We start from the raw sequence: 20003 nt of genomic DNA, 5'->3' as shown, positions 1-20003 counted from the left end.
GCGCCCTGCGGCACGACGACCGCCCGATGCCTTGCCGGCGATCATGTCTCGCGGGAGATCGGGCCGGTGCCGTCCGGGCCCCGGCGAAAGCACGCCGCAGGGCGGAACGATGCGGCGCGAGATGAATTGTTGCAATGCAGCATCGCGCTCCCGCGTAGTGCTGCTGCCCTCCTAGGGCGTTTCCTCCCTGACTGAAGCCGCTCGCGAGGGCGGCTTCTTTTTTGGCGGGAGCGCGGCCGGCGCGCGTCGGGTCGGCAGCGCAGGTGTGACGGTGCGGGATTTACGGTGATCCGGCCGCGAGATCGCGGTACCCCGCCGCCCGATTTCGCGCTATGGGCTGCGCAAGGCGCCCGGTCCCGGTCGCTTCTCTCACGGCGCAACCCGGCATCATGGCGCACGAAGGCCATCCTCCCCAGGGAACCCCGCTCCAGATCGAGCTGGAGGAAGTCGCGCCGGGCGAGTTCATCATCTCGGTCCTCTGGCGGGAGAAGAAGCTCGGATCGCTGTATCTGCGGGGAGACCGCCGCGAAGCGACCGCCTTCCTCGAAGAGGCCCGCCAGCGCATCGTGGTGGCCGTCACCGGCGACGCGCCGAGCGACCTCGACCGGCAGGTGCAGCGCGAGCTGATCGACCTGAGCCGGAACATGCAGCCGCGCGGCTGAAAGTCGGCGCAGGGCCCGGAGCACGGCGCCGGGAACCTTTCCCTGAGAGACCGGTATGTCCTACGCCGGTATTCACGAAAGGTGACCCAATGCCCCTCTACTACGTCGACAGGTTCGATGGCATCGCCGTCATTGACGACGTGGGGGTCGATCTGCCCGGTCTGGAGGCGGCGCGCGACTATGTCCGATCTGCACTGATCGAGATGATGAGCGCCGAGGCCTGCACCGGCGAGGCATCGCGCTGCCAGGCCTCCGTGCGGGATGCATCGGGCCGGCGCGTGCTGGAGGCCTCCCTCGTCCTGACGATGTCGCCGGAGCCTCGATAGACACGCCCCTGACGCTCTCACCCGTCCCGACCCGCACTCCCACCCTCCGCCCTCTTCCGCCTCTCGTCGATGGCCCGGTCGACGAAGCCACCGACCATCAGGGTCGCGAGGAGGAAGCCCGTGCCGAGCGCCAGCGGGCGATAGGCGCCGAGGCCGCAGACGATGCCGAGCGCCGCCGTCACCCAGATCGCCGCGGCGGTGGTGAGGCCGTGCACCCGGCCGTGGCCCTCGCGCTTGACGATCACGCCGGCGCCCAGGAAGCCGATCCCCGTGACGATGCCCTGGATCGCCCGGCTGGCATTCGCGTCCGTTCCCTCGTCGGAGAAGCCGGATCCGGCCAGGGTCACCAGGGCCGCGCCGAGGGCCACCAGGCCCAGGGTGCGCACGCCCACGGGCTTCGAATGCATCTCGCGGTTGATGCCCACCAGTCCCCCGGCGAGCACGGCGGCGCCGAGGCGGAGGCAGATGTCGGTAGTCGTGAGCATCGCGGTCACGAATTCCGCGCCGCAGCCAGACCTGAGCGGGGAACTGGATGCGCCATGACGATCCTCATGCATCGCTCCTCACGCCGCCCGTCCCGGCCCGTCTCCCTCGCGCGAACGGGACACGGCCCATCCTTCCCGACCAGTCGTCAAGCCCGGGTAGGGCGCCGCACCGGACGTTGCAAGACCGGCGTCGTCGCCCGGTCCGGCGCAGGTCGCTCCATCCGCTATGACGGATGACGCGTTCGGCCAAAAAGCGGGCATTTACGCGATCGCAACGATCGGGAATCAACAATCACCCCGTCGCCTTCCACGCCGCGGCGCGACGCGCGGGCAGACCTGCGAGCCGGGAGATGGCCGGGAAACCTGCGGATTACCGCGACGTGCATATCGGCAGCCTCATCGAGGAGCGGCGCCTGCGCGCCGGGCTCAGCCGGGAGGCGCTGGCCGGCCCCCTCGATGTCTCGCTCTCCCAGCTCGGCAAATACCTGAAGGGCGCCAACCGCCTGAGCGCCACCGACCTCGACGTCGTGGCGCGGGTCCTCGGCGTGCCGGTAGGATATTTTTTCGAGAGCATGCCGGGCCGCGATTTGCCGCAGCCCGGGCTCAGCGACCGGCCGCAGGCCCGGCTGGAGGCGCTCGAGGGATGGACCGGGTTCGCCGAGGCGGTCGCCCGGGCCGCCGACACGCATCTCGACGGCGATCGCCGCCAAGCCCTCGGCAGCCTCGTTCGCGCCGTCGACCATGCGCTGTCAGGGCAACAATCGTTCGATAAAGCGAACGTCTCCGCTCCGTCGGATTGACGTTCGGGATTCCGGCTGCCAGAACCCCGCGATCGAAGAGTCGGGTAGAAATCGGCCGACGTGCCGCGCCCGAAGAGACCCTGGGGGCTTCGCACGCCATGCCGCGTTCCAATTACCTGTTCACGAGCGAGTCGGTCTCCGAAGGCCATCCGGACAAGGTCTGCGACCGGATCTCCGACACCGTGGTCGACGCCTACCTGGCGGTGATGCCGGAGGCCCGCCTCGGCGTCGAGACCCTGGCGACCACCAACCGCATCGTGATCGCCGGCGAGGTGCGCGGCCCCGATTCGGTGACCTTCAAGGACCTGGAGGAGCTGACCCGCGCGGCCGTCAAGGATATCGGCTACGAGCAGGACGGTTTCCACTGGAAGCACAACGACGTCGCCATCTACCTGCACGCCCAGTCCGCCGACATCGCCCAGGGCGTCGACGCCGCGGGCAACAAGGATGAGGGCGCGGGCGACCAGGGCATCATGTTCGGCTACGCGTCCGACGAGACGCCCGCCCTGATGCCGGCGCCGATCTACTACGCCCACAAGATCCTCAAGGACCTGGCCGACGCCCGCAAGGCGAAGTCGGGTAACGCGGCCAAGCTCGGCCCGGACGCCAAGAGCCAGGTCACCGTCCGCTACGTCGACGGCCGCCCGGTCGAGGCGACCCAGATCGTGCTCTCGACCCAGCACCTCGACGAATCGCTCGATTCGGCCGCCGTGCGGGCCATCGTCGAGCCCTACATCCGGGCGGCTCTGCCCGAGAACTGGGTCACCGACCAGACGGTGTGGCACGTCAACCCGACCGGCAAGTTCGTGATCGGCGGCCCCGACGGCGATGCCGGCCTCACCGGGCGCAAGATCATCGTCGACACCTATGGCGGTGCGGCGCCCCACGGCGGCGGTGCCTTCTCGGGCAAGGATCCGACCAAGGTCGACCGCTCGGCGGCCTACGCGGCGCGCTACCTCGCCAAGAACGTCGTCGCCGCCGGCCTCGCCCGCCGGGCCACGATCCAGCTCGCCTACGCCATCGGCGTCGCCAAGCCGCTGTCGATCTACGTCGACCTGCACGGCACCGGCGAGGTCGACGAGGCGAAGCTCGAGTCGGTCCTGGGCCAGCTCGTCGATCTGTCGCCCCGCGGCATCCGCACCCATCTCGGCCTCAACAAGCCGATCTACGCCCGCACCTCGGCCTACGGCCATTTCGGCCGCGAGCCCGAGGCCGATGGCGGCTTCTCCTGGGAGCGCACCGACCTCGTCGGCCAGCTCAAGGGCGCCCTGGCCTGATCCGGCGCCCCGGTCCGAGAGCGGCGTACGATCGCATCGCGATCGTACGCCGCTCTCGTTCTGTGTTTGCCGTATTTTCTTCGACGAACCGGTCTCCACTTCGTCGGAAAATGCTTTAGCGGGGCATCCACATGCGCCCCTTTCTCGGCACCGGGACACCATGGACGACCACGACACCGACGCAGGCCCCGAGCGGGCCCGCGCCTTCTACGGCCGGCGCAAGGGCAAGCGCCTGCGCCCGGGCCAGGAGGAGCGCCTCGCCGACCTCCTGCCGCGCCTGCGCCTGCCCGAGGCCGGCCGCCTCGATCCCCCCTCTCTGTTTCCCCGTCCGGTCGCCGAGACCTGGCTCGAGATCGGCTTCGGCGGCGGCGAGCACCTCGCCGCGCAGGCCCGGCTCAATCCCGGCACCGGCATCATCGGCTGCGAGCCCTTCGTCAACGGCGTGGTGAAGCTGCTGCGCACCCTCGACGACGAGGCGATCGACACCGTCCGCCTCTGGGACCGTGACGCGATGGAGCTGCTGCCGCGGCTGCCCGATGCCAGCATCGGGCGCGTATTCCTGCTCTATCCCGATCCCTGGCCGAAGCGCCGGCAGCGCAAGCGACGCTTCGTGTCCGACGAATCCCTGGCCGAGATCGCCCGGGTGCTGAAGCCCGGCGGCGAGTTCCGCTTCGCCTCCGACATCGACGATTACGCCGGCTGGACCCTGGTCCGCGCCGCTCGCTCCCCTCGCTTGCGCTGGACGGCGACACGCGGCCCCGACTGGACCACGCCATGGCCGGAATGGCCCGGCACCCGCTACGAGGCGAAGACCACCGCCGAGGGCCGCAGGCCGACCTACCTGACCTTCGAGCGGGTGTAGGCCGCGCAGGACGGCTTTCGGCTCCTGTCGCGTCAACCCGGCCCGTGATAGGGTCGCGCCATGACCGCCGTCGCCTTCGACACCCTGAAATTCGCCCGCGCCCTCCGGGAGCGGGCCCATCTCTCCGCCGAGCAGGCGGAGGGGCTGTCGGAGGTGTTCGCCGAGGCGGTGCAGGGCGGCCTGCCGACCCGGGCCGACCTGCAGGGCCTCGAAGGCTCGGTCAAAGCCGAGTTCGTTGCCGTCCGGGCCGAGATCGCGGCTTTCCAGGCCGAGACCAAAGCCGAATTCGCGGCCGTCCGAGCGGAGCTCGCGGCCTTCAAGATCGAGACGAGGAACGAGTTCGCGGCGGTTCGGTCGGAACTCGCGGCCTTCAAGCTCGAAACCCGGAACGAGTTCGCGGCGGTTCGCTCGGAGATGAAGGCCGAGTTTGCCGCTGTCCGATCGGAAATGAAGAACGAGTTCGCGGCTGTCCGGGCCGAGATTGCGGCTTTCAAGATCGAGACGCGGACCGAATTCGCCTCCGTCCGGTCGGAGATGAAGCTCCTCGAACAGCGCATGACGATCAAGCTCGGCGCCATGCTGGTGGCGCTCGGGGGCATCCTGATCGCGGCGATCCGATACATGCCGGCCCGCTGAGGCGGGCATCGCACCGTTTCGGCCGCGACGTGCTCCGGCGCACCGCGCCAGGGGGGCGGACGGCCGACCTTGCCGCCGGGCGCGCGGAAAGGCATGTTTTCCCCGCGAAACCGCCAAGCCGGGCCGGGCGGGGCAAGTCGGCTCGGGACGGCGCGCGGGAGCCGGTGCACCCCGCCTGCCCGTCTCCCCGTTCACCAGGATTGCGCTGTCTTGGACCAGAGGCCCGACGCCGCCCCCGGCCTGCCGGATGAAGTTTTTCCCCGTTTCGCCTTCGAGGGCGCGCCGGTCGGCCTCGCCTGCCTGAGCGGACCGGACCGGCGCATCCTCGCCGCCAACCCGGCCCTGGCGGCGCTTCTGGGCACCGATCCCGCGACCCTGCGCGGCCGCAGCCTCGCCGATCTCGACCACCCGCAGGGTTCGGGAACCAGTCCGGACCTTGCCGGCGAGGCCTGGTTGCGCCGGGCCGACGGATCCCCGATCCGGGTGCGGCTCCGGGCCGGGCCGGAGCGGGACGGCTGCCGGATCGTCGCGGTCGAGGCCGTCGCGGATGCCGCCGCCGAGGCCCGGCAGACCCATTCCGAGCAGACCCATCTGGCGCTCGCCTCCGCCGGGCTCGGCGAGTGGAGCTGGAGCCCGGCCGACGGCCGCGTCGTCCTGTCGGACCGGGCCGCGGCGATCCTGGGCTACCCGGCCGGCGCGACGCCCCCCTGGGCCGGGCTGCAGGAGATGGTCTCCCGCGACGACCTCGACCGGCTCCGGGCGACGGTGCAGGACGCCGTCGCCAAGGCGATCCCCTACGCGGTCGAGATGCGCGTCCGCCGGGCGAATGACGGCCAGGAGGCCTGGATCTCCGCTCGCGGCCAGGCGACCCTCGCGCCCGACGGGACGCTCACCGGCATGATCGGCGTGCTCCAGGACGTGACCGCCCGGGAAGAGGCGCGGCGCGCCCTGCACGACCGCGAGCAGCGGCTGCGGGTGGCGACCACCGTGGCGGCGCTGGGCATCTTCGAATGGCATGTGCTCGACGACCAGTCGATCTGGGAGAACGAGCGGATGTGGGAGATCTTCCGCCGCCGGCCGCAGGACGGCACCATCAGCATGCGCGAGTTCTTCCGCACGGTGGTCCACCCGGAGGACAAGGTGGCCTTCCGCCGGTCCGTCGCCGCGGCGCTCCACGGCGACGGGGTGCTGCACGCGACGACCCGCATCCGTCGCCCGGACGACGAGGGCGGCGAGGTCTGGCGCACGATCGAGATGGCCGGCCGGTTCGAGCGCGACGGGCCGGCCGGCCTGCCGCGGCGCCTGATCGGCGTCGTCGCCGACATCACCGACCGGACGCTCGCCGCGGAGCGCCAGTCGCTGCTGATCCGCGAGCTGCACCACCGGGTGAAGAACACGCTGGCGACGGTGCAGGCGATCGTCGGCTCGACCGCCCGGACGGCATCGAGCATCGACAGCTTCTACGAGGCCTTCGTCGGCCGCATCATGTCGCTCGCCCACACCCATTCGGTGCTGACCGAGGACGTGTGGCAGACCGCCTCCTTGCGCGGATTGCTGGAGAACGAGCTGCGCCCCTATGCCGACGGCGAGATGCGGGCCGGCTCCGGCGGGCGGATCGAGCTCGACGGGCCGGCGGTCGACCTGCCTTCCGAGATCGCGGTACCGATCGGCATGGCGATCCACGAGCTGACCACCAACGCGGCCAAGTACGGCGCCTTGTCGAACCGCAGCGGCCGGGTGCGAATCCGCTGGAGCGTCGAGCCTGGGGCGGACCGGCCGCGCCTGCGCTTCCACTGGCAGGAATCCGGCGGCCCCGCGGTGGCGCCGCCGACCCGCCAGGGCTTCGGCTCGCGCCTGCTCCAGCGGGTGCTCACCACCCAGGTCCAGGCCGAGGTCGCCACCGACTACGCCCCCGGCGGCCTCGTCCTGACCATGCTGGCGCCCCTGCCGGCCCGCAACGCCGCCCTCAACCCCTTGGCGACGTTGTAAGACCCGGGCGACGCTGGAGGCGGCCGCTTCAGGCGCTGCGGGCCGCGCCCTCGCCCCCGGCATTGCGGAAGACCTTCAGCTCCTCGATCGACGCGAAGTGGAAGCGCCCGGCCGGCGTGTCGGCGTCGATCGTGCCGTCGGCATACATCGTGTAGGTGTTTCCGCCCGAATCGTAGGTGCCGATCACCGTCTTGCCCGGTGGCTCCTCGGGGGGAAGGTCCTCGTAGGGGGGCTCCTGCGGCAGAGGCGCTTCGGCGACGGGCTCGGGGGCCGGAGGAGCGGGCGGCGGCGCGGCCTCGTGCGGCGGTGCGGGCCGGGGCTCCTCCGCGGGCGGTGGCGGCGCGGACTCGTGAGCCGCGGGGTCGTGCATCGGCGGCTCGTGCGCGACGGTCTCATGCGCCGAAAGTTGTTCAGGCGTCGTGAACTCCTGAGCGACGGGCTCGCGCGGCGAAGGATCGTACGGCGCAGGCGCGTGATGCGGGGATTCCTGCGATGCGGTCTCTTGCCGTGAATCGTCGGGCCGCCCCGCCGAAAGGTCCGGATCCTCGGCCCGGGTGAGGCGCAGTTCGCTCGCCGCGAGCCCGGCTGCCGCCACCGCGGCGCCGGCCGCGAGCGCCGTCCCGCCGTCGAGGCCCGTCGGCTCGGCCGGGCGCGGCTCGGGGGCGGGGGGCGGAGCGGCCGGGAACGGGATCGGCGGCAGGACGGGTGACAGGACCGGCTCGTTGCGGGTCGCCCGGACCGGGGCGGCACTGGTCTCGGCGGCAGCGAGGTCCGCGGCGGGGCGCGCCGCCGGGGCGTGCCCGGCGAGGGCGCGCTCGATGCGCCCGAGCCGCGCGACCGCGGCGGTGATGCCCAGCAGCACGGCGCCGGCGCTCGCCCCGACGGTGCCGGCGATCACCATGGTCCAGCCGACCTCGAGCCGCACGAAGGGAATGCCCTGCACCATCGCGGCGAGACCGCCGATCAGCATCAGGAGGGCGAGCACGGTCAACGCGACGATCATTCGGACTCTCGGGGCACTGGCGATCAAACGGGGCTGCCCCGCGGGCGACGCGAGCAGCCGAACGGGCGGGTCCGGGGCCGCCGCCCCGCCCGCCAGGCTCAGATTTAGGCGCACGGGCCGCTTTTGCAAAACGGCCGCGCTTGAATTCCCTGGACTCCGCCCCCGGAAAGCCCCGGACCCCCCCGGAAAGCTCCGGACCGGTCGCGGATCGGGATGCCAAGATCGGGATGCAAAGATCGGGATGATGGCCGTGACGGCGGGCCTGCGGCGTTGCCGCGGGCGCGGGGCCGACTTAGGTAGACGCGGGTGCCGCGGCTGCGCCTCTCGGGGACCGCCGCGCCCGACCCGTGAGATCCGGAGACACGCCGATGGCCTTCACGCTGCCCGAACTCCCCTACGCCTACGACGCGCTGCAGCCCTACATGTCGAAGGAGACGCTGGAGTTCCACCACGACAAGCACCACAAGGCGTATGTCGATACCGGCAACAAGCTCCTCGAGGGCTCGGAGCTCGCCGGCAAGAGCGTCGAGGAGGTGGTGAAGGCCTCCTACGGCCAGAACCAGCCGCTGTTCAACAATGCCGGCCAGCATTACAACCACATCCACTTCTGGCAGTGGATGAAGCCGAATGGCGGCGGCGCGATCCCGGGCGCGCTGGAGAAGAAGATCGCCGAGGATCTGGGCGGCACCGACAAGTTCAAGGCCGACTTCATCCAGGCCGGCGTGTCGCAGTTCGGCTCCGGCTGGGCCTGGCTCGCGGTGAAGAACGGCAAGCTCGAGATCATGAAGACCCCCAACGGCGAGAACCCGCTGGTGCACGGCGCCAAGCCGATCCTCGGCGTCGACGTGTGGGAGCACTCCTACTACATCGACTACCGCAACCGCCGTCCCGACTACCTCAAGGCGTTCATCGAGAACCTGGTGAACTGGGAGCACGTCGAGAAGATGTACGGCGAGGCGATCGCCTGATCGGTGCCGGATCGTTATCGATCCTGAAACCCCCTCCCCTCCCGGGTGAGGGGGTTTTCTATGGCGGAACGCAGAGCCTGTTTGGCTTTCTCGACAGATCTCGAACCCACCGCGTCATTCCGGGGCTGCGTAAGCGGAGCCCGGAATCCAGACGCTCAGGTGTTGGAGAACGAAGCGGGGCGCTCCTCGCTTGATCCTGAACGATCCGCGACTCTGGATTCCGGGCTCCGCTGCGCGGCCCCGGAATGACATGGCGGGTGTCAGGATTGTCGAGCAGAGCGCATCTGCGCCTGAGCATTCTCCGGCCGCGGCACCAGCCGAACCCGCTCCCGCTTCAGGAATTCCGCGAAGCGATCGGAGCCGAGATAGGCCAGCTCTAGCGGCCGGCTCGCCACCACCGGGTCGAGGGCGCGCAAGCCGTCGTCGATCTCGCCCGGATGGCACATCACCACCGGAGCCGGTCCGAGCGCCCGGAAGCTCCGCTCGAACGCCTCGGCGAACCCTTCCCCTTCCGAAAAATCCGAGAAGCCGGAGAAGCCGCGATTGGTGGCAAGGCCCGCCCGCCGGGCCGCCACGCGAAAACCCAGCCCGAGGCCTGCGACCACCAGGGCCTTGCCGGCCTGCGGCCGTACCCGGATCGCGCTCAGACGGTCGCCCGGGTCGCGCAGCCAGCCCCGCCAGCCCCGGTCTGACAATGCCGCGAGAAGCGCCCCCCGCACCCCCGGCAGCACGTGGACGTGCTGGTGACCGTCGACGAAATCCGGCAGGCGGCCCATCGCGCCGACGAAGGCGTCGAGCTGGCGCTCGATCTCGGGGCGCACGTCCTGAGGTCTCAGCCCGCCCGACAGGGCAAGCCGCATCAGCCGCCCCAGCGGCGGCAGCCGTCCATCGGGCGCGAGGCGCGGCAGGTTTCCGAGGGGGGCGCCCGTCGTCAGGGTGAGGTGGAGGCCTAAAGCCACCGCGCCGTGCAATTCGCGCAGGGCGGGCGCCGCGTCCGGGAAGGCCGCGATGTTGGTCATCGAGCCGGTGGCTGATATGCGGCCCATCCGCGCCAGGTGGAGGATGCCCCGGCTGACGCCCGGGCTCAGGCCGTAATCGTCGGCGCAGAGCACGACCGGGTGCCGTTCAGGAAGCATCGCGTAGATCTCGCGCCGAGAGAGCCGCCGGTGCCCGCACCGGCCTTGATGACCGCCCGCCGCCGGCCCCCGCCGGCGCAGAGACACCGAAACGAGGGACAGCGCCGTGGAGCTGTTCAGACAGCCTGAGCCGGTCGACCTGAGCGTCGTCATACCGGTCTTCAACGAGAGCGCCAACGTCGCCCCGCTCCTCGCCCGCCTGCTTCCGGTGCTGGAGCGCCTGACGCAGTCTTACGAGGTGGTGTTCGTCGACGACGGCAGCCACGACGACACCGCCGCGGTGGTGGCGGCCCACCACCGGGCCGAGCCGCGCATCGGCGCGGTCTCGTTCAGCCGCAACTTCGGCAAGGAGATCGCCATCGCGGCCGGTCTCGACCATGCCGAGGGCCGCGCCGTCGTCATCATGGATGCCGACCTGCAGCACCCGCCCGAGCTGATCGCGACCTTCTGGGAGCGCTGGCAGGAGGGCAACGTGATGGTCTACGCCCAGCGCACCGACCGCGACGACGAGAGTGCGATGCGGCGCGGCTTCGCGCGGCTGTTCTACCGGCTCTTCGCCCGCTTCGGCGAGATGCCGCTGCCCGAGGGCGCCGGCGATTTCCGGCTCATCGACCGCAAGGGCGTCGAGGTGCTGCGCTCGCTGCCTGAGCGCGCCCGGTTCTCGAAGGGCCTGTATTCGTGGATCGGCTTCCGCTCGGTCGGCGTCCCCTACCAGGTCGAGGAGCGCCAGCACGGCGCCTCGAAATGGAGCTTTCGCAAGCTCTTCCGCTTCGCCTTCGACGGCATCACCTCGTTCTCGACCGTGCCTTTGCGGGTCTGGACCTATCTCGGCGGCACCATCGCGGGCATCGCCTTCCTGACCGCGCTCTACTTCGTCGCCGATACCCTGCTGCGCGGCCCCGACGTGCCGGGCTACGCCTCGCTGATCGTCTCGGTGATGTTCTTCTCCGGGGTACAGCTGATGTCGCTCGGCATCATCGGCGAGTATATCGGCCGCATCTTCGCCGAGGTGAAGCGGCGCCCGCTCTACGTCGTGGCCGAGCGGATCGGTCCGGCGGCGGCGGGCCACGACCGGCCGGTCCGGGACGACCGCCGCGGGGGAAGGCGGGCGCGCTATTCCGGCGCCGCCTAGGCCGTCCGGCCGCGTGCCTTGCGGCCGCGCCGTGCTATGGACCGCCGCATGATTCGCAGCATCCTCTCGGTCGGCGGCTGGACGCTGGTCTCCCGGGCCACCGGCTTCCTGCGCGACGTGCTCATGGCCGCCGTGATGGGCGCCGGCCCGATCGCCGACGCCTTCGTGGTGGCCTTCCGGCTGCCGAACCATTTTCGCGCGATCTTCGGCGAGGGGGCCTTCAACGTCGCCTTCGTGCCGACCTACGCCGCCCTCGACGCCGAGGACGGCGCAGCCCGGGCCTTCGCCGACCGGGTCTACACCCTGATGCTGCTGGTGCAGGTGGCGCTGCTGGCGCTCGCCCTGCCGCTGATGCCGGTGATCGTGCGGGCCCTCGCCCCGGGCTTTGCCGACGAGCCCGAAAAATTCGCGCTCGCGGTGACGCTGACCCGCATCACCTTCCCCTACCTCCTGTTCATCACCCAGGTGACGCTGCTCTCGGGGATCCTCAACGCGAGGCGGCGCTTCGCGGCCGCCGCCGCCGCCCCGGTGCTGCTCAACGTCTCGCTGCTGGGAGCGCTTGCCCTCGCCTTCCTGTTCCCGAATGCCGGCTACGCCGCAGCCTGGGGCGTCGCCTTGTCCGGCGTGCTGCAATTCCTGCTGGTCTGGGCCGATGCGCGGCGGGCCGGGCTCGCCCCCGCCCTGGTGCGCCCGACCCTGAACGATGCCGGCATGCGCCGGTTCTTCGCGATGCTCGGACCGGCAGTGATCGGCTCGGCCGGCGTGCAGATCGCGATGTTCGCCGACACGATCATCGCCTCGTTCCTGCCGACCGGCGCGGTCTCGGCGCTCTACTATGCCGACCGGCTCTATCAGCTACCCTTCGGGGTCATCGGCATCGCCGCCGGCACGGTGCTGTTGCCGGAGATGAGCCGGCGGGTTGCGGCGGGCGACGCGGACGGGGCGCATGCGGCGCAGAACCGCGCCACCGGCTTCTCGCTCGCCCTGTCGGCGCCGTTCGCGGTGGCGTTCCTGCTGGTGCCCGACCTGATCATGACCGCCCTGTTCCAGCGCGGCGCCTTCGACGCCGAGGCGGCGTCCCGCTCCGGCGCGGTGCTGGCCGCCTACGGCTTGGCGCTCCCGGCGGCGGTGCTGATCCGCAGCGTGGTGGCGAGCTTCTATGCCCGTCACGACACCCGCACGCCGGTCGTCGCCTCCCTCACGGCGGTCGCGGTCAATGTGGGCTTGAAGGTGGTGCTCACCGGACCGCTCGGCGTGATGGGCCTGGCGCTCGCCACCGCGGCCGGCGTCTGGGTCAACGTGCTGATCCTGTTCTGCCTCGCCTATGGCCGCGGCTGGACCGCGCCGAGCCGCACGCTGATCGTCACCGCCTGCGGCGTGCTGGCCGCCTGCATCGTGCTCGCCGCCTGCACGCTCGGCGGCCTGCCGCTGATCGACCGCCTGATGCCCTCCATGCCGCGCTTCCGCGAGCTGGCCGTGCTGACGGCCCTCGGGGTCGCCGGGCTGGTCGCCTACGGGGCGACGCTGCTGGTGGCCCTGCGGCTGTTCGGGGTGCGGCTGCGGCGGGTGTGAGGCTTCTGCGGCCATCCGGCAGGTGTTCTTCTGATCCCACCCGCGACCTCATCCTGAGGTGCCGGAGCGAAGCGGAGGCCTCGAAGGAGGGCTCCGGAACGCTATGCCCTCTCCGGAGCCCTCCTTCGAGGTCGGTCCATCGTCGATGGCTGATACCAACGGTCGGTGAAAACGACCTTTGGTCCCGTTCTCGAATTTTTGCCAAGTCTCGAATTTACGCCAAGCCCGAGGTCCCGGACTTCTGGGCTTGGTGTCGAAAATTCGAGATGGGTCGACGGCCCCGTCGATCTCGGGCCTGCCCGAGATCGAATCGATGCGTCAGCATCTTGGGCCGTTGGGTTGACACCTCGGGATGAGGTCGTGGGGTGGGACGAATGTTCGACTGGGGTCGGACAGGCTCCATGTTGAACCCGGCGTCATGCCGTGCGCGTTGTCAGGCGCGATCCCGCCCGCGACGCCACGAGGCCGCCATGCCCCTCCCCGCCCCGCTCGACCGCGCCGACGCCGTCGTCTTCGACGCCTACGGCACCCTGCTCGACGTCCATTCCGCCGTGCAGCGCCATGCCGCCGCGATCGGGCCGGAGGCGCCGAGGCTGTCCGAGACCTGGCGGCAGAAGCAGCTCGAATATTCCTGGGTGTTGTCGCTGTGCGGGCGCTGCGCGCCGTTCTGGACCCTGACCGAGCGGGCCCTGGATTTTGCTCTCGCCCGCCATCCGGGGGTGGACCGCGAGGTGCGCGCAAGCCTGCTCGAGGCCTATCGCGCGCTCGACGCCTATCCGGAGGTGCCCGGCACGCTGAAGGCCTTGCGCCGGGAAGGCCTGAAGACCGCGATCCTGTCGAACGGCGACACCGCCATGCTCGATGCGGCAGTGACGGCGGCCAATCTCCAAGGTCATCTCGACGCCGTCCTGTCGGTCGATCCGGCCGGCATCTTCAAGACCTCGCCCCGCGCCTATGCCTTGGCGCCGGAGCGCCTCGGCGTCGCGCGGGAGCGGATCGCGTTCGTATCGTCGAACCGCTGGGACATCGCCGGGGCGGCGGCCTACGGCTTTGCCCCGGTCTGGGTCAACCGGACGGGCCAGCCCGACGAGTATCCGGATCTCGCACCCGTGCGCGAGATCCGCGCCCTCGACGGGCTGCTGGCCTGATTACTCGCCGGCGACCGGGCGGGCATTGCCCGGAACCCCGGCGGCGGCGGGTGCGCCGCGGCGGTAGATCAGCAGGGTCGCGACGAGGCCGCAGGCGCCCGCGAAGGCCATCCACAGGCCCGGCGCCGCCTTGTTGCCGAGCGTCTGGATCAGCCAGGTCGAGACGACCGGGGTGAAGCCGCCGAAGAGCGCGGTGGCGAGCGAGTAGGCGAGCGAGAAGCCGGTGGTGCGGACCTTGGCCGGGACGATCTCGGTCAGCGCCACCACCATCGCGCCGTTGTAGCTGCCATACAGGAAGGACAGCCACAGGAGCGTGATCAGCATGTTGGTGAACGAGATGTTCGAGGTGAGCCAGGCCAGCGCCGGATAGGCGGTGAGCAGGGTGAGCGCGGAGAAGGCCAGCAGGATCGGCTTGCGGCCGATCCTGTCGGAGAGCGCGCCCATCACCGGCAGCCAGAACAGGTTCGACAGGGCGGTGAGGAAGGTGACGATCAGGCTGTCGGTCTCGGACAGCTTGAGCACGCTCTTGCCGAAGGTCGGAGTGTAGACCGTGATGGTGTAGAACGACACCGTGGTCATCACCACCAGCAGCATGCCGAGCAGCACGATCTGCCAGTTCTGGCCCAACGACGCGAAGACCTCGGGCAGCGACGGGCGCTCCTTGCGGTGCAGGAACTCCTGGGTCTCCTCCAGCGAGCGCCGGATGTAGAACAGGAACGGCACGATCATGCAGCCGATGAAGAACGGGATGCGCCAGCCCCACTCGGACATCTGGGTCGGCATCAGGGCGCGGCTCAAGGTAAAGCCGATCAGCGCCGCCACCATCACGGCGACCTGCTGGCTGCCGGATTGCCAGGAGACGTAGAAGCCCTTGCGGCCGGGGGTCGCCATCTCGGCGAGGTAGACCGACACGCCGCCGAGTTCGACGCCCGCGGAGAAGCCCTGGAGCAGGCGGCCGATCAGCACCAGGAAGGGGGCCGCGAGGCCGATGGTCTGGTAGGACGGCACGAAGGCGATCAGCACCGTGCCGGCCGCCATGATGCCGAGCGTCACGATGAGGCCCCGGCGCCGGCCGATCCGGTCGACATAGGCGCCGAGGAAGATCGCCCCGAGCGGCCGCATCAGGAAGCCGGCGCCGAAGGCCATGAAGGTGAACATCAGCGAAGCGAACTCGTTCTCCGCCGGGAAGAACGCCTTCGAGATGTGGCTCGCGTAGATGCCGAACAGGAAGAAGTCAAACATCTCCAGGAAGTTGCCGCTCGTGACGCGCAACACCGTGGCGACCTTCGACCCCTGCGGACCGTGGACCGGACCTGCCATGCTCAATTCCTCCCGAACGCGGGCTCCCTGGATTGGGCTCTGTCTACAGCGATCCTCAGCACGTTTGATACAGAAATTTCATCCCTCGAAATTCGATGGAGCTTGCGCGGCGGCTGGGTTGCCAACAGGGAATGCTGCCGGGACATCTCCATGAGGCATCCCCGGGAGGAAGCATGACGAAGACCGGATTCACGACCATGACGGCGTCGCGCGCTGACCGTGGCGCACGCCGCCTCGCCCTGATGGCCGTCGGCCTGGCGGCCGGGCTTGCCCTCGCCGCCCCGGCCAGGGCCGCGGATGTGCACGTGATGATCTCCGGCGGCTTCACCGCCGCCTACGAGGCCCTGGTGCCGGGTTTCGAGACGAAGACCGGCGACAAGGTCGTGACCGCCTTCGGCCCGTCGATGGGCACGGCGCCGGAGGCGATTCCCGTGCGCCTCGCCCGCGGCGAGCCGGCCGACGTGGTCATCATGGTCGGCTACGCCCTCGACGCCCTCGACAAGGAGGGCAAGATCGAGCCGGGCAGCAAGGTGGCGCTCGCCGATTCCAAGATCGCGCTGGCGGTGAAGGCCGGGGCCAAGGTACCGGACATTTCCACCCTCGACGCCTTCAGGAAGGCGCTGCTCGGCGCCACCTCGATCGCCTATTCCGACAGCGCCAGCGGCGTCTACATTGAGAAGGAGATGTACAAGAAGCTGGGGCTGGAGAGTGAACTGGCGCCCAGGAGCAAGATGATCGTCGCAGAGCGCGTCGGCAACGTCGTCGCCCGGGGCGACGCCGAGTTCGGCTTCCAGCAGATCGCCGAGCTCAAACCGATCAAGGGCATCACCATCGTCGGGCCGATCCCGCCGGAGGTGCAGAAGGTCACGCTGTTCTCGGCCGGCATCCCGAAGGGCGCCAAGCACCCCGCCGAGGCCCGCGCCCTGATCGCCTGGCTCTCGGCGCCGGACCACGCCGCCACGATCGTCGAGACCGGCCTCGACCCGATCAAGGCCCGCTAACCCCTGATTCACGACGAGGAGAATGCGAGCGATCGGATTCACCCCCTCTTCACGCCGCTCAGGCCCTGATGGGACCCACACAACAGGTCTCGCGCCGCCCCCAGATGGGGCGGCCAAGCGGGCGGGGACGGCATCATGCGACAGGGTTGGACGCCCGGAGCAGCGGCGCGCGGATCGGCGCCGCTGCTCCGGCAGGAGAAGAACGCGCATCAGCGCTACCTCGCGGCACCGGGCTATCACCCGGGCGCCCTGGTGATCGCGACACTCGGCCCGGCCCTGGGGGCGGCGATCGTGGCGGTGGTCGCGTTGGGCTTGCGGGTGGCCCTGTAAGCGGGCGGATCGGCGGTCAAAGTCCATTTGACCGTCGCGGTCGTCATAGCACCCTCCGGGTCATCCCCGGGCTCGACGACGCCGAGAACCCGGGATGACCCGGAGGGTCTGATTTCCGTGGGCGATCATGGATCATGATGGGGCGTTCAACGGCCCTCATCGTCGACCTGGCAGTCACGCCTCGACGCGATGCCCATCACATCGGGGTTGGCAGCCCGCAGCGCATCGTGGATGATCGGCGGAACCTCGCGTGACGGAGGGGCACTGTCCCAACAGGCTTTCCGTGTTCGGCTTGTAAGTCCGAAAAATTTTCTCGGGGCCGACATCCACGAAAAGGGATCGTGTGTGGTTCATCCATCCGAGAATGCCGGCCGACCGCTTTGCTATTCGTACAACAGGGGCGGCATCAACAACCAGAAAATCGCCCTCCTCGGCCTGTTCCTCAAGGCGATGGCGGGAGACGACCGCCGGATCATCCTGCCGGACATCGTGATCTTCGATCAGATCACCTTCATCCACGAGCGCGTGCCGATCGCCGCGGCGTTCGACGTGGCCCGCTTGCGGGATTTTGCGGAGACGGTCGGCGTCACCATCCTCGATCGCGCGCCCGCCGGCGACGAAGGCGGCTGGGAGTTCTTCCATCACGGCGAGCGTCACATCGCCCACGCGGCCGCGTCCGGAGCGCTCGACGGCGACAGCGTCGTGGTCCGGTTCTTCCGCGCCCTGGTGCCGGCGGCGCGGAGCGCGCCCGACACGTCGCGGTTGCGGGACATCGTCTTCGATCGGCTGGGCATCGCCCACGTGGTCCAGATGCGCATCGAGCGCGACTGGGACGATCACGTCCGGATCCGCGTCGATCCGGAGGTCGGCCACAACGAAGACAACCGGCATTCGGCCGAGAGCATCGTCCGCAAGTTTCGCGCGACTTATCCCAGCGGCACCTCGAAACTCTACATCGTCTGCGACGAGGCGGCCCTCGTCGAGGGGAAGGAGACGATCCGCCGATCCCTGCGCGAGACCTACGACATCGAGGCGTTCTGGAAGTCCGACCTCGTGGAGACGTTCCAGTCCGGCGGTGTGAACCTTCTCGAACGCTCGCTGGTGGATTTCGAGATCGCGCTCGCGGCGCCGTTCTTCGTCGGCACGTCGCGGTCGACCTTCTCCGGGATGGCCGCGCTGGAGCGCTTCGCCCAGTCCGGACAGGTGGGCAACCACGGCATCTACAACGCGCTCGGTCCGCGGCTGGCCGTCCGGTACGACAAGGGCGCGTTCCGCTCGGCCCGCTTGGCGACTGCGGAGGATCCTTACGATCCGTCCTGCGGCTACGAACTGGGGCAGATCCTGGAGGTCGCCGGCTCCGTGCGGGCGGCGCACGACCAGTATCTCGCGCGGGGCGAGTTCGGCGGGCCCGACCGCGAGGAGGTCTATCTCGCCCTCACCCGCGCGGCGCGCCTGAAGGCCGCGCTCGGCGAGGCGCCGGAGGCGGTGCTGGCGGCCTTCGAGCGGGCGGCCGGTGTGGCCCCGTCGCGGGCGGAGGCGCTGCACGGCGCCGCCCAGCATGCGCGCGCTCAGGGTCGGTACGAGGAGGCCCATGCCCTGGCGTCGCGGGGCCTCGGCATCCGCCTGCCGCCCGGCGGCCGGGCCGTCGAGCCCTGGATCTACGACTGGGCGCTGATCGACGAATACGCCGTCGCGGCGTCGTGGACCGGGCGTCCCGTCGAGAGTCTTCGCGCCTGCATCCAGCTCCTGATGGAGGCGAAGATCCCCGAGGAGCATCGCGACCGGATCGTGTCCAACGCGAAGTTCTCCATCGACCGCATCGCCGGGCGCTGACGGCGCCCCGCCGATCGCCGCCCGCGCCAATCGGCCTGATTGCCGAATCCGGGCCGGCTGCCCAGGGTAAGGGCTCCGAGCATCATTCGCCGGAGTGGTCGCCGGATCGGCGACCAAAATGATGCAAAAGCAAGGAAGCGAGCGGAGTCGCGCCCTGCCGCTCTGCTTGGATGAGGGTCCATGCGGCGCTACGTTCCCATCGTCCTCGCGACCGTCCTCGCCCTCGTGGCGACGGCGCTCCTCGCCTATCAATGGCTCGGGCAGCCGACGACCCTGCGCGTCGCCGTCGGGCCGTCGGGGAGCGAGGATGCACGCCTCGTCGCGGCGGTGGCGCAGTCGCTCGCCCGCACCCACGAGGACGTGCGCCTGCGGCTCGTGGCGACGAGCGGCGTTGCCGAGAGCGCCGAGACGGCGGAGCACGGCAAGGCCGACCTCGCGGTGGTGCGCTCCGATGTCGGCATCCCGGCCCGCACCCAGACCGTGGCGATCCTGCACCGGGACGCGGTGCTGCTGCTGGCGGCCGACCCTGGCCTTGCCGCCGTGCCGGACCTGAAGGCCAAGCGGATCGGGATCGTGCGCAACCCGGCCGGTAACACCCGGCTGCTCGCCCACATCCTCGAACATTACGAGGTGCCGGCCGATGCGGTGACGACGATCCCCCTCGGCGACGGGCAGGAGGCGGGCCAGGCGTTGCGCGAGGGGCGGGTCGATGCCGTGATGGTGGTGAGCCCGCTGACCGGCCGCACCGCCGGCGAGGTCGTGGCGGGCATCACGCGGGGAGGCGGCACGGCGACCTTCATCCCGATCGGCGAGGCGGCGGTGCTGGCCCGGCGCTGGCCGGCGCTGGAGAGCGTCGAGATCGCCCGCGGCACCTTCGGCGGCACGCCGCCGCGCCCGGCCGAGACGGTCACCACCGTCGGGGTCAGCCACCGGCTGGTGGCCCAGGCGCAAATCGCCGATTCCGTGGTCTCGGAACTGACGCGGCTGCTCTTCGTCAACCGGCCCGGCCTCGCCGCCGAGGTGCCGCTCGCCAACCAGATCGAGGCGCCCGACACCTCGAAGAGCGCGTCGCTGCCGGTGCATCCCGGCGCCCAGGCGTATTACGAGGGCGAGGTCGAGAGCTTCTTCGAGCGCTACGGCGACTGGTTCTACCTCCTGGTGATGTGCGTCTCGATTCTCGGCTCCGCCGCCGCCACCCTGGTGTCGCGGGCGGCCAACCGGTCGCGGGCCCGCGACATGGCGCTCCTGCGCCAGCTGCTCGCCATCGTGCGGGCGAGCCGCGACGTCGAGGACGAACTGGAACTGACCGACCTCGAGCGGCAGGCCGACGAGATCCTGGCCGCGGCGCTCGCCCGGGCAGGCACCGGGGCGATCGACAATGCCGGGGTCGCGGCCTTCACCCTCGGCCTCGACCAGGCGCGGCGGGCGATCGCGGAGCGCCGCGCCGTTCTGCTGGAGAGACACGCCCATTCCGTCGATCGCGGACCGGACCCGCTGTCAGCCGCGGCCGAGTGACCCATCTG

At 70.3% G+C, this 20003-nt stretch carries 19 protein-coding genes; 15 read left to right on the top strand and 4 right to left on the bottom strand.

All coding sequences use genetic code 11. From position 1 onward, the window contains the following. The first annotated feature begins 389 nt into the window (after positions 1–389). Together HBB12_RS04760 and HBB12_RS04755 are read left to right on the top strand one after the other, a co-directional pair. A complete protein-coding gene (locus HBB12_RS04760; RefSeq protein ID WP_236988303.1) occupies positions 390–662 on the top strand; it encodes a hypothetical protein in 273 nt (90 codons plus the stop codon). Between the two features lie 89 nt (positions 663–751). Next, positions 752–988 (top strand): DUF6894 family protein, encoded by a 237-nt coding sequence (locus HBB12_RS04755; RefSeq protein WP_236988302.1) that lies wholly within the window; start codon positions 752–754, stop codon positions 986–988. Between the two features lie 17 nt (positions 989–1005). On the opposite strand, the gene HBB12_RS04750 is transcribed toward HBB12_RS04755, so the two are convergent. Next, positions 1006–1473 (bottom strand): MgtC/SapB family protein, encoded by a 468-nt coding sequence (locus tag HBB12_RS04750; protein WP_236988301.1) that lies wholly within the window; start codon positions 1471–1473, stop codon positions 1006–1008. Between the two features lie 350 nt (positions 1474–1823). On the opposite strand from HBB12_RS04750, the gene HBB12_RS04745 reads away from it, so the two are divergent. The 5 genes from HBB12_RS04745 (at position 1824) to HBB12_RS04725 (ending at position 7037) form a co-directional block, all read left to right on the top strand. Beyond that, the gene (locus HBB12_RS04745; RefSeq protein WP_236988300.1) at positions 1824–2273 is read left to right on the top strand and encodes a helix-turn-helix domain-containing protein; all 450 of its coding nucleotides are present in this window, start codon (positions 1824–1826) and stop codon (positions 2271–2273) included. Positions 2274–2371: 98 nt separating this feature from the next. Beyond that, positions 2372–3550 carry a methionine adenosyltransferase gene (metK, locus tag HBB12_RS04740; protein ID WP_236988299.1) on the top strand — a complete coding sequence of 393 codons (1179 nt, stop codon included), beginning with the start codon at positions 2372–2374 and terminating at the stop codon, positions 3548–3550. Between the two features lie 160 nt (positions 3551–3710). Further along, positions 3711–4412 (top strand): tRNA (guanine(46)-N(7))-methyltransferase TrmB, encoded by a 702-nt coding sequence (gene trmB, locus HBB12_RS04735; RefSeq protein ID WP_236988298.1) that lies wholly within the window; start codon positions 3711–3713, stop codon positions 4410–4412. A gap of 60 nt (positions 4413–4472) precedes the next feature. Then, positions 4473–5048: a CCDC90 family protein gene (locus tag HBB12_RS04730; RefSeq protein WP_236988297.1), complete on the top strand. Its 576-nt coding sequence runs from the start codon at positions 4473–4475 to the stop codon at positions 5046–5048. A gap of 210 nt (positions 5049–5258) precedes the next feature. After that, positions 5259–7037, top strand: coding sequence for a sensor histidine kinase (locus HBB12_RS04725; protein ID WP_236988296.1), 1779 nt, complete (start codon positions 5259–5261; stop codon positions 7035–7037). A 28-nt stretch (positions 7038–7065) separates the two neighbouring features. Here the strand turns inward: HBB12_RS04725 and HBB12_RS04720 are convergent, their stop codons facing one another. Then, the gene (locus HBB12_RS04720) at positions 7066–8040 is read right to left on the bottom strand and encodes a hypothetical protein (RefSeq protein WP_236988295.1); all 975 of its coding nucleotides are present in this window, start codon (positions 8038–8040) and stop codon (positions 7066–7068) included. A 368-nt stretch (positions 8041–8408) separates the two neighbouring features. Between HBB12_RS04720 and HBB12_RS04715 the strand changes: the two genes are divergently transcribed. Further along, the gene (locus HBB12_RS04715) at positions 8409–9008 is read left to right on the top strand and encodes a superoxide dismutase (RefSeq protein WP_048429540.1); all 600 of its coding nucleotides are present in this window, start codon (positions 8409–8411) and stop codon (positions 9006–9008) included. Positions 9009–9268: 260 nt separating this feature from the next. On the opposite strand, the gene HBB12_RS04710 is transcribed toward HBB12_RS04715, so the two are convergent. Next, positions 9269–10144, bottom strand: coding sequence for a ChbG/HpnK family deacetylase (locus HBB12_RS04710; protein ID WP_236988294.1), 876 nt, complete (start codon positions 10142–10144; stop codon positions 9269–9271). Between the two features lie 106 nt (positions 10145–10250). Here HBB12_RS04710 and HBB12_RS04705 point away from each other — a divergent pair, with 106 nt between their 5' ends. From HBB12_RS04705 to HBB12_RS04695, 3 genes are all read left to right on the top strand, one after another. Continuing rightward, positions 10251–11276, top strand: coding sequence for a glycosyltransferase family 2 protein (locus HBB12_RS04705; protein ID WP_236988293.1), 1026 nt, complete (start codon positions 10251–10253; stop codon positions 11274–11276). Between the two features lie 48 nt (positions 11277–11324). Then, on the top strand, positions 11325–12848 hold the full coding sequence (murJ, locus tag HBB12_RS04700; RefSeq protein ID WP_236988292.1) for a murein biosynthesis integral membrane protein MurJ: 1524 nt from the start codon (positions 11325–11327) through the stop codon (positions 12846–12848). Positions 12849–13318: 470 nt separating this feature from the next. Next, entirely contained in the window at positions 13319–13996 is a 678-nt protein-coding gene (locus HBB12_RS04695) for a haloacid dehalogenase type II (RefSeq protein WP_236988291.1), read from the top strand. Here the strand turns inward: HBB12_RS04695 and HBB12_RS04690 are convergent, their stop codons facing one another. Continuing rightward, positions 13997–15316, bottom strand: a complete 1320-nt coding sequence (locus tag HBB12_RS04690; protein WP_272913244.1) for an MFS transporter — start codon at positions 15314–15316, stop codon at positions 13997–13999. Between the two features lie 173 nt (positions 15317–15489). Between HBB12_RS04690 and HBB12_RS04685 the strand changes: the two genes are divergently transcribed. The 4 genes from HBB12_RS04685 (at position 15490) to HBB12_RS04670 (ending at position 19995) form a co-directional block, all read left to right on the top strand. After that, entirely contained in the window at positions 15490–16317 is an 828-nt protein-coding gene (locus HBB12_RS04685; RefSeq protein WP_236988290.1) for a substrate-binding domain-containing protein, read from the top strand. Between the two features lie 135 nt (positions 16318–16452). Continuing rightward, positions 16453–16647 (top strand): hypothetical protein, encoded by a 195-nt coding sequence (locus tag HBB12_RS04680; RefSeq protein ID WP_236988289.1) that lies wholly within the window; start codon positions 16453–16455, stop codon positions 16645–16647. Positions 16648–16878: 231 nt separating this feature from the next. Continuing rightward, positions 16879–18480, top strand: a complete 1602-nt coding sequence (locus HBB12_RS04675) for an O-fucosyltransferase family protein (RefSeq protein WP_236988288.1) — start codon at positions 16879–16881, stop codon at positions 18478–18480. 180 nt (positions 18481–18660) lie between these two features. Beyond that, positions 18661–19995, top strand: a complete 1335-nt coding sequence (locus HBB12_RS04670) for a TAXI family TRAP transporter solute-binding subunit (protein WP_236988287.1) — start codon at positions 18661–18663, stop codon at positions 19993–19995. Positions 19996–20003 lie beyond the last annotated feature (8 nt).

Origin of the sequence: Methylobacterium sp. SyP6R (assembly GCF_019216885.1) — a bacterium.
Lineage (GTDB): Bacteria > Pseudomonadota > Alphaproteobacteria > Rhizobiales > Beijerinckiaceae > Methylobacterium.
The sequence above is the reverse complement of the archived record's forward strand: the minus strand, read 5'-3'. Positions and strand labels throughout refer to the sequence as shown.

What these genes read in the sequence shown, in the direction of transcription:
- HBB12_RS04745 (WP_236988300.1), top strand. Translation starts at nt 1,824, where the DNA reads ATGGCCGGGAAACCTGCGGATTACCGCGACGTGCATATCGGCAGCCTC.
- HBB12_RS04715 (WP_048429540.1), top strand. Translation starts at nt 8,409, where the DNA reads ATGGCCTTCACGCTGCCCGAACTCCCCTACGCCTACGACGCGCTGCAG.
- HBB12_RS04730 (WP_236988297.1), top strand. Translation starts at nt 4,473, where the DNA reads ATGACCGCCGTCGCCTTCGACACCCTGAAATTCGCCCGCGCCCTCCGG.
- HBB12_RS04680 (WP_236988289.1), top strand. Translation starts at nt 16,453, where the DNA reads ATGCGACAGGGTTGGACGCCCGGAGCAGCGGCGCGCGGATCGGCGCCG.
- HBB12_RS04670 (WP_236988287.1), top strand. Translation starts at nt 18,661, where the DNA reads ATGCGGCGCTACGTTCCCATCGTCCTCGCGACCGTCCTCGCCCTCGTG.
- HBB12_RS04675 (WP_236988288.1), top strand. Translation starts at nt 16,879, where the DNA reads ATGATCGGCGGAACCTCGCGTGACGGAGGGGCACTGTCCCAACAGGCT.
- HBB12_RS04755 (WP_236988302.1), top strand. Translation starts at nt 752, where the DNA reads ATGCCCCTCTACTACGTCGACAGGTTCGATGGCATCGCCGTCATTGAC.
- HBB12_RS04750 (WP_236988301.1), bottom strand. Translation starts at nt 1,473, where the DNA reads ATGCTCACGACTACCGACATCTGCCTCCGCCTCGGCGCCGCCGTGCTC.
- HBB12_RS04690 (WP_272913244.1), bottom strand. Translation starts at nt 15,316, where the DNA reads ATGGCAGGTCCGGTCCACGGTCCGCAGGGGTCGAAGGTCGCCACGGTG.
- HBB12_RS04720 (WP_236988295.1), bottom strand. Translation starts at nt 8,040, where the DNA reads ATGATCGTCGCGTTGACCGTGCTCGCCCTCCTGATGCTGATCGGCGGT.
- murJ (WP_236988292.1), top strand. Translation starts at nt 11,325, where the DNA reads ATGATTCGCAGCATCCTCTCGGTCGGCGGCTGGACGCTGGTCTCCCGG.
- HBB12_RS04695 (WP_236988291.1), top strand. Translation starts at nt 13,319, where the DNA reads ATGCCCCTCCCCGCCCCGCTCGACCGCGCCGACGCCGTCGTCTTCGAC.
- metK (WP_236988299.1), top strand. Translation starts at nt 2,372, where the DNA reads ATGCCGCGTTCCAATTACCTGTTCACGAGCGAGTCGGTCTCCGAAGGC.
- HBB12_RS04760 (WP_236988303.1), top strand. Translation starts at nt 390, where the DNA reads ATGGCGCACGAAGGCCATCCTCCCCAGGGAACCCCGCTCCAGATCGAG.
- trmB (WP_236988298.1), top strand. Translation starts at nt 3,711, where the DNA reads ATGGACGACCACGACACCGACGCAGGCCCCGAGCGGGCCCGCGCCTTC.
- HBB12_RS04710 (WP_236988294.1), bottom strand. Translation starts at nt 10,144, where the DNA reads ATGCTTCCTGAACGGCACCCGGTCGTGCTCTGCGCCGACGATTACGGC.
- HBB12_RS04685 (WP_236988290.1), top strand. Translation starts at nt 15,490, where the DNA reads ATGACGAAGACCGGATTCACGACCATGACGGCGTCGCGCGCTGACCGT.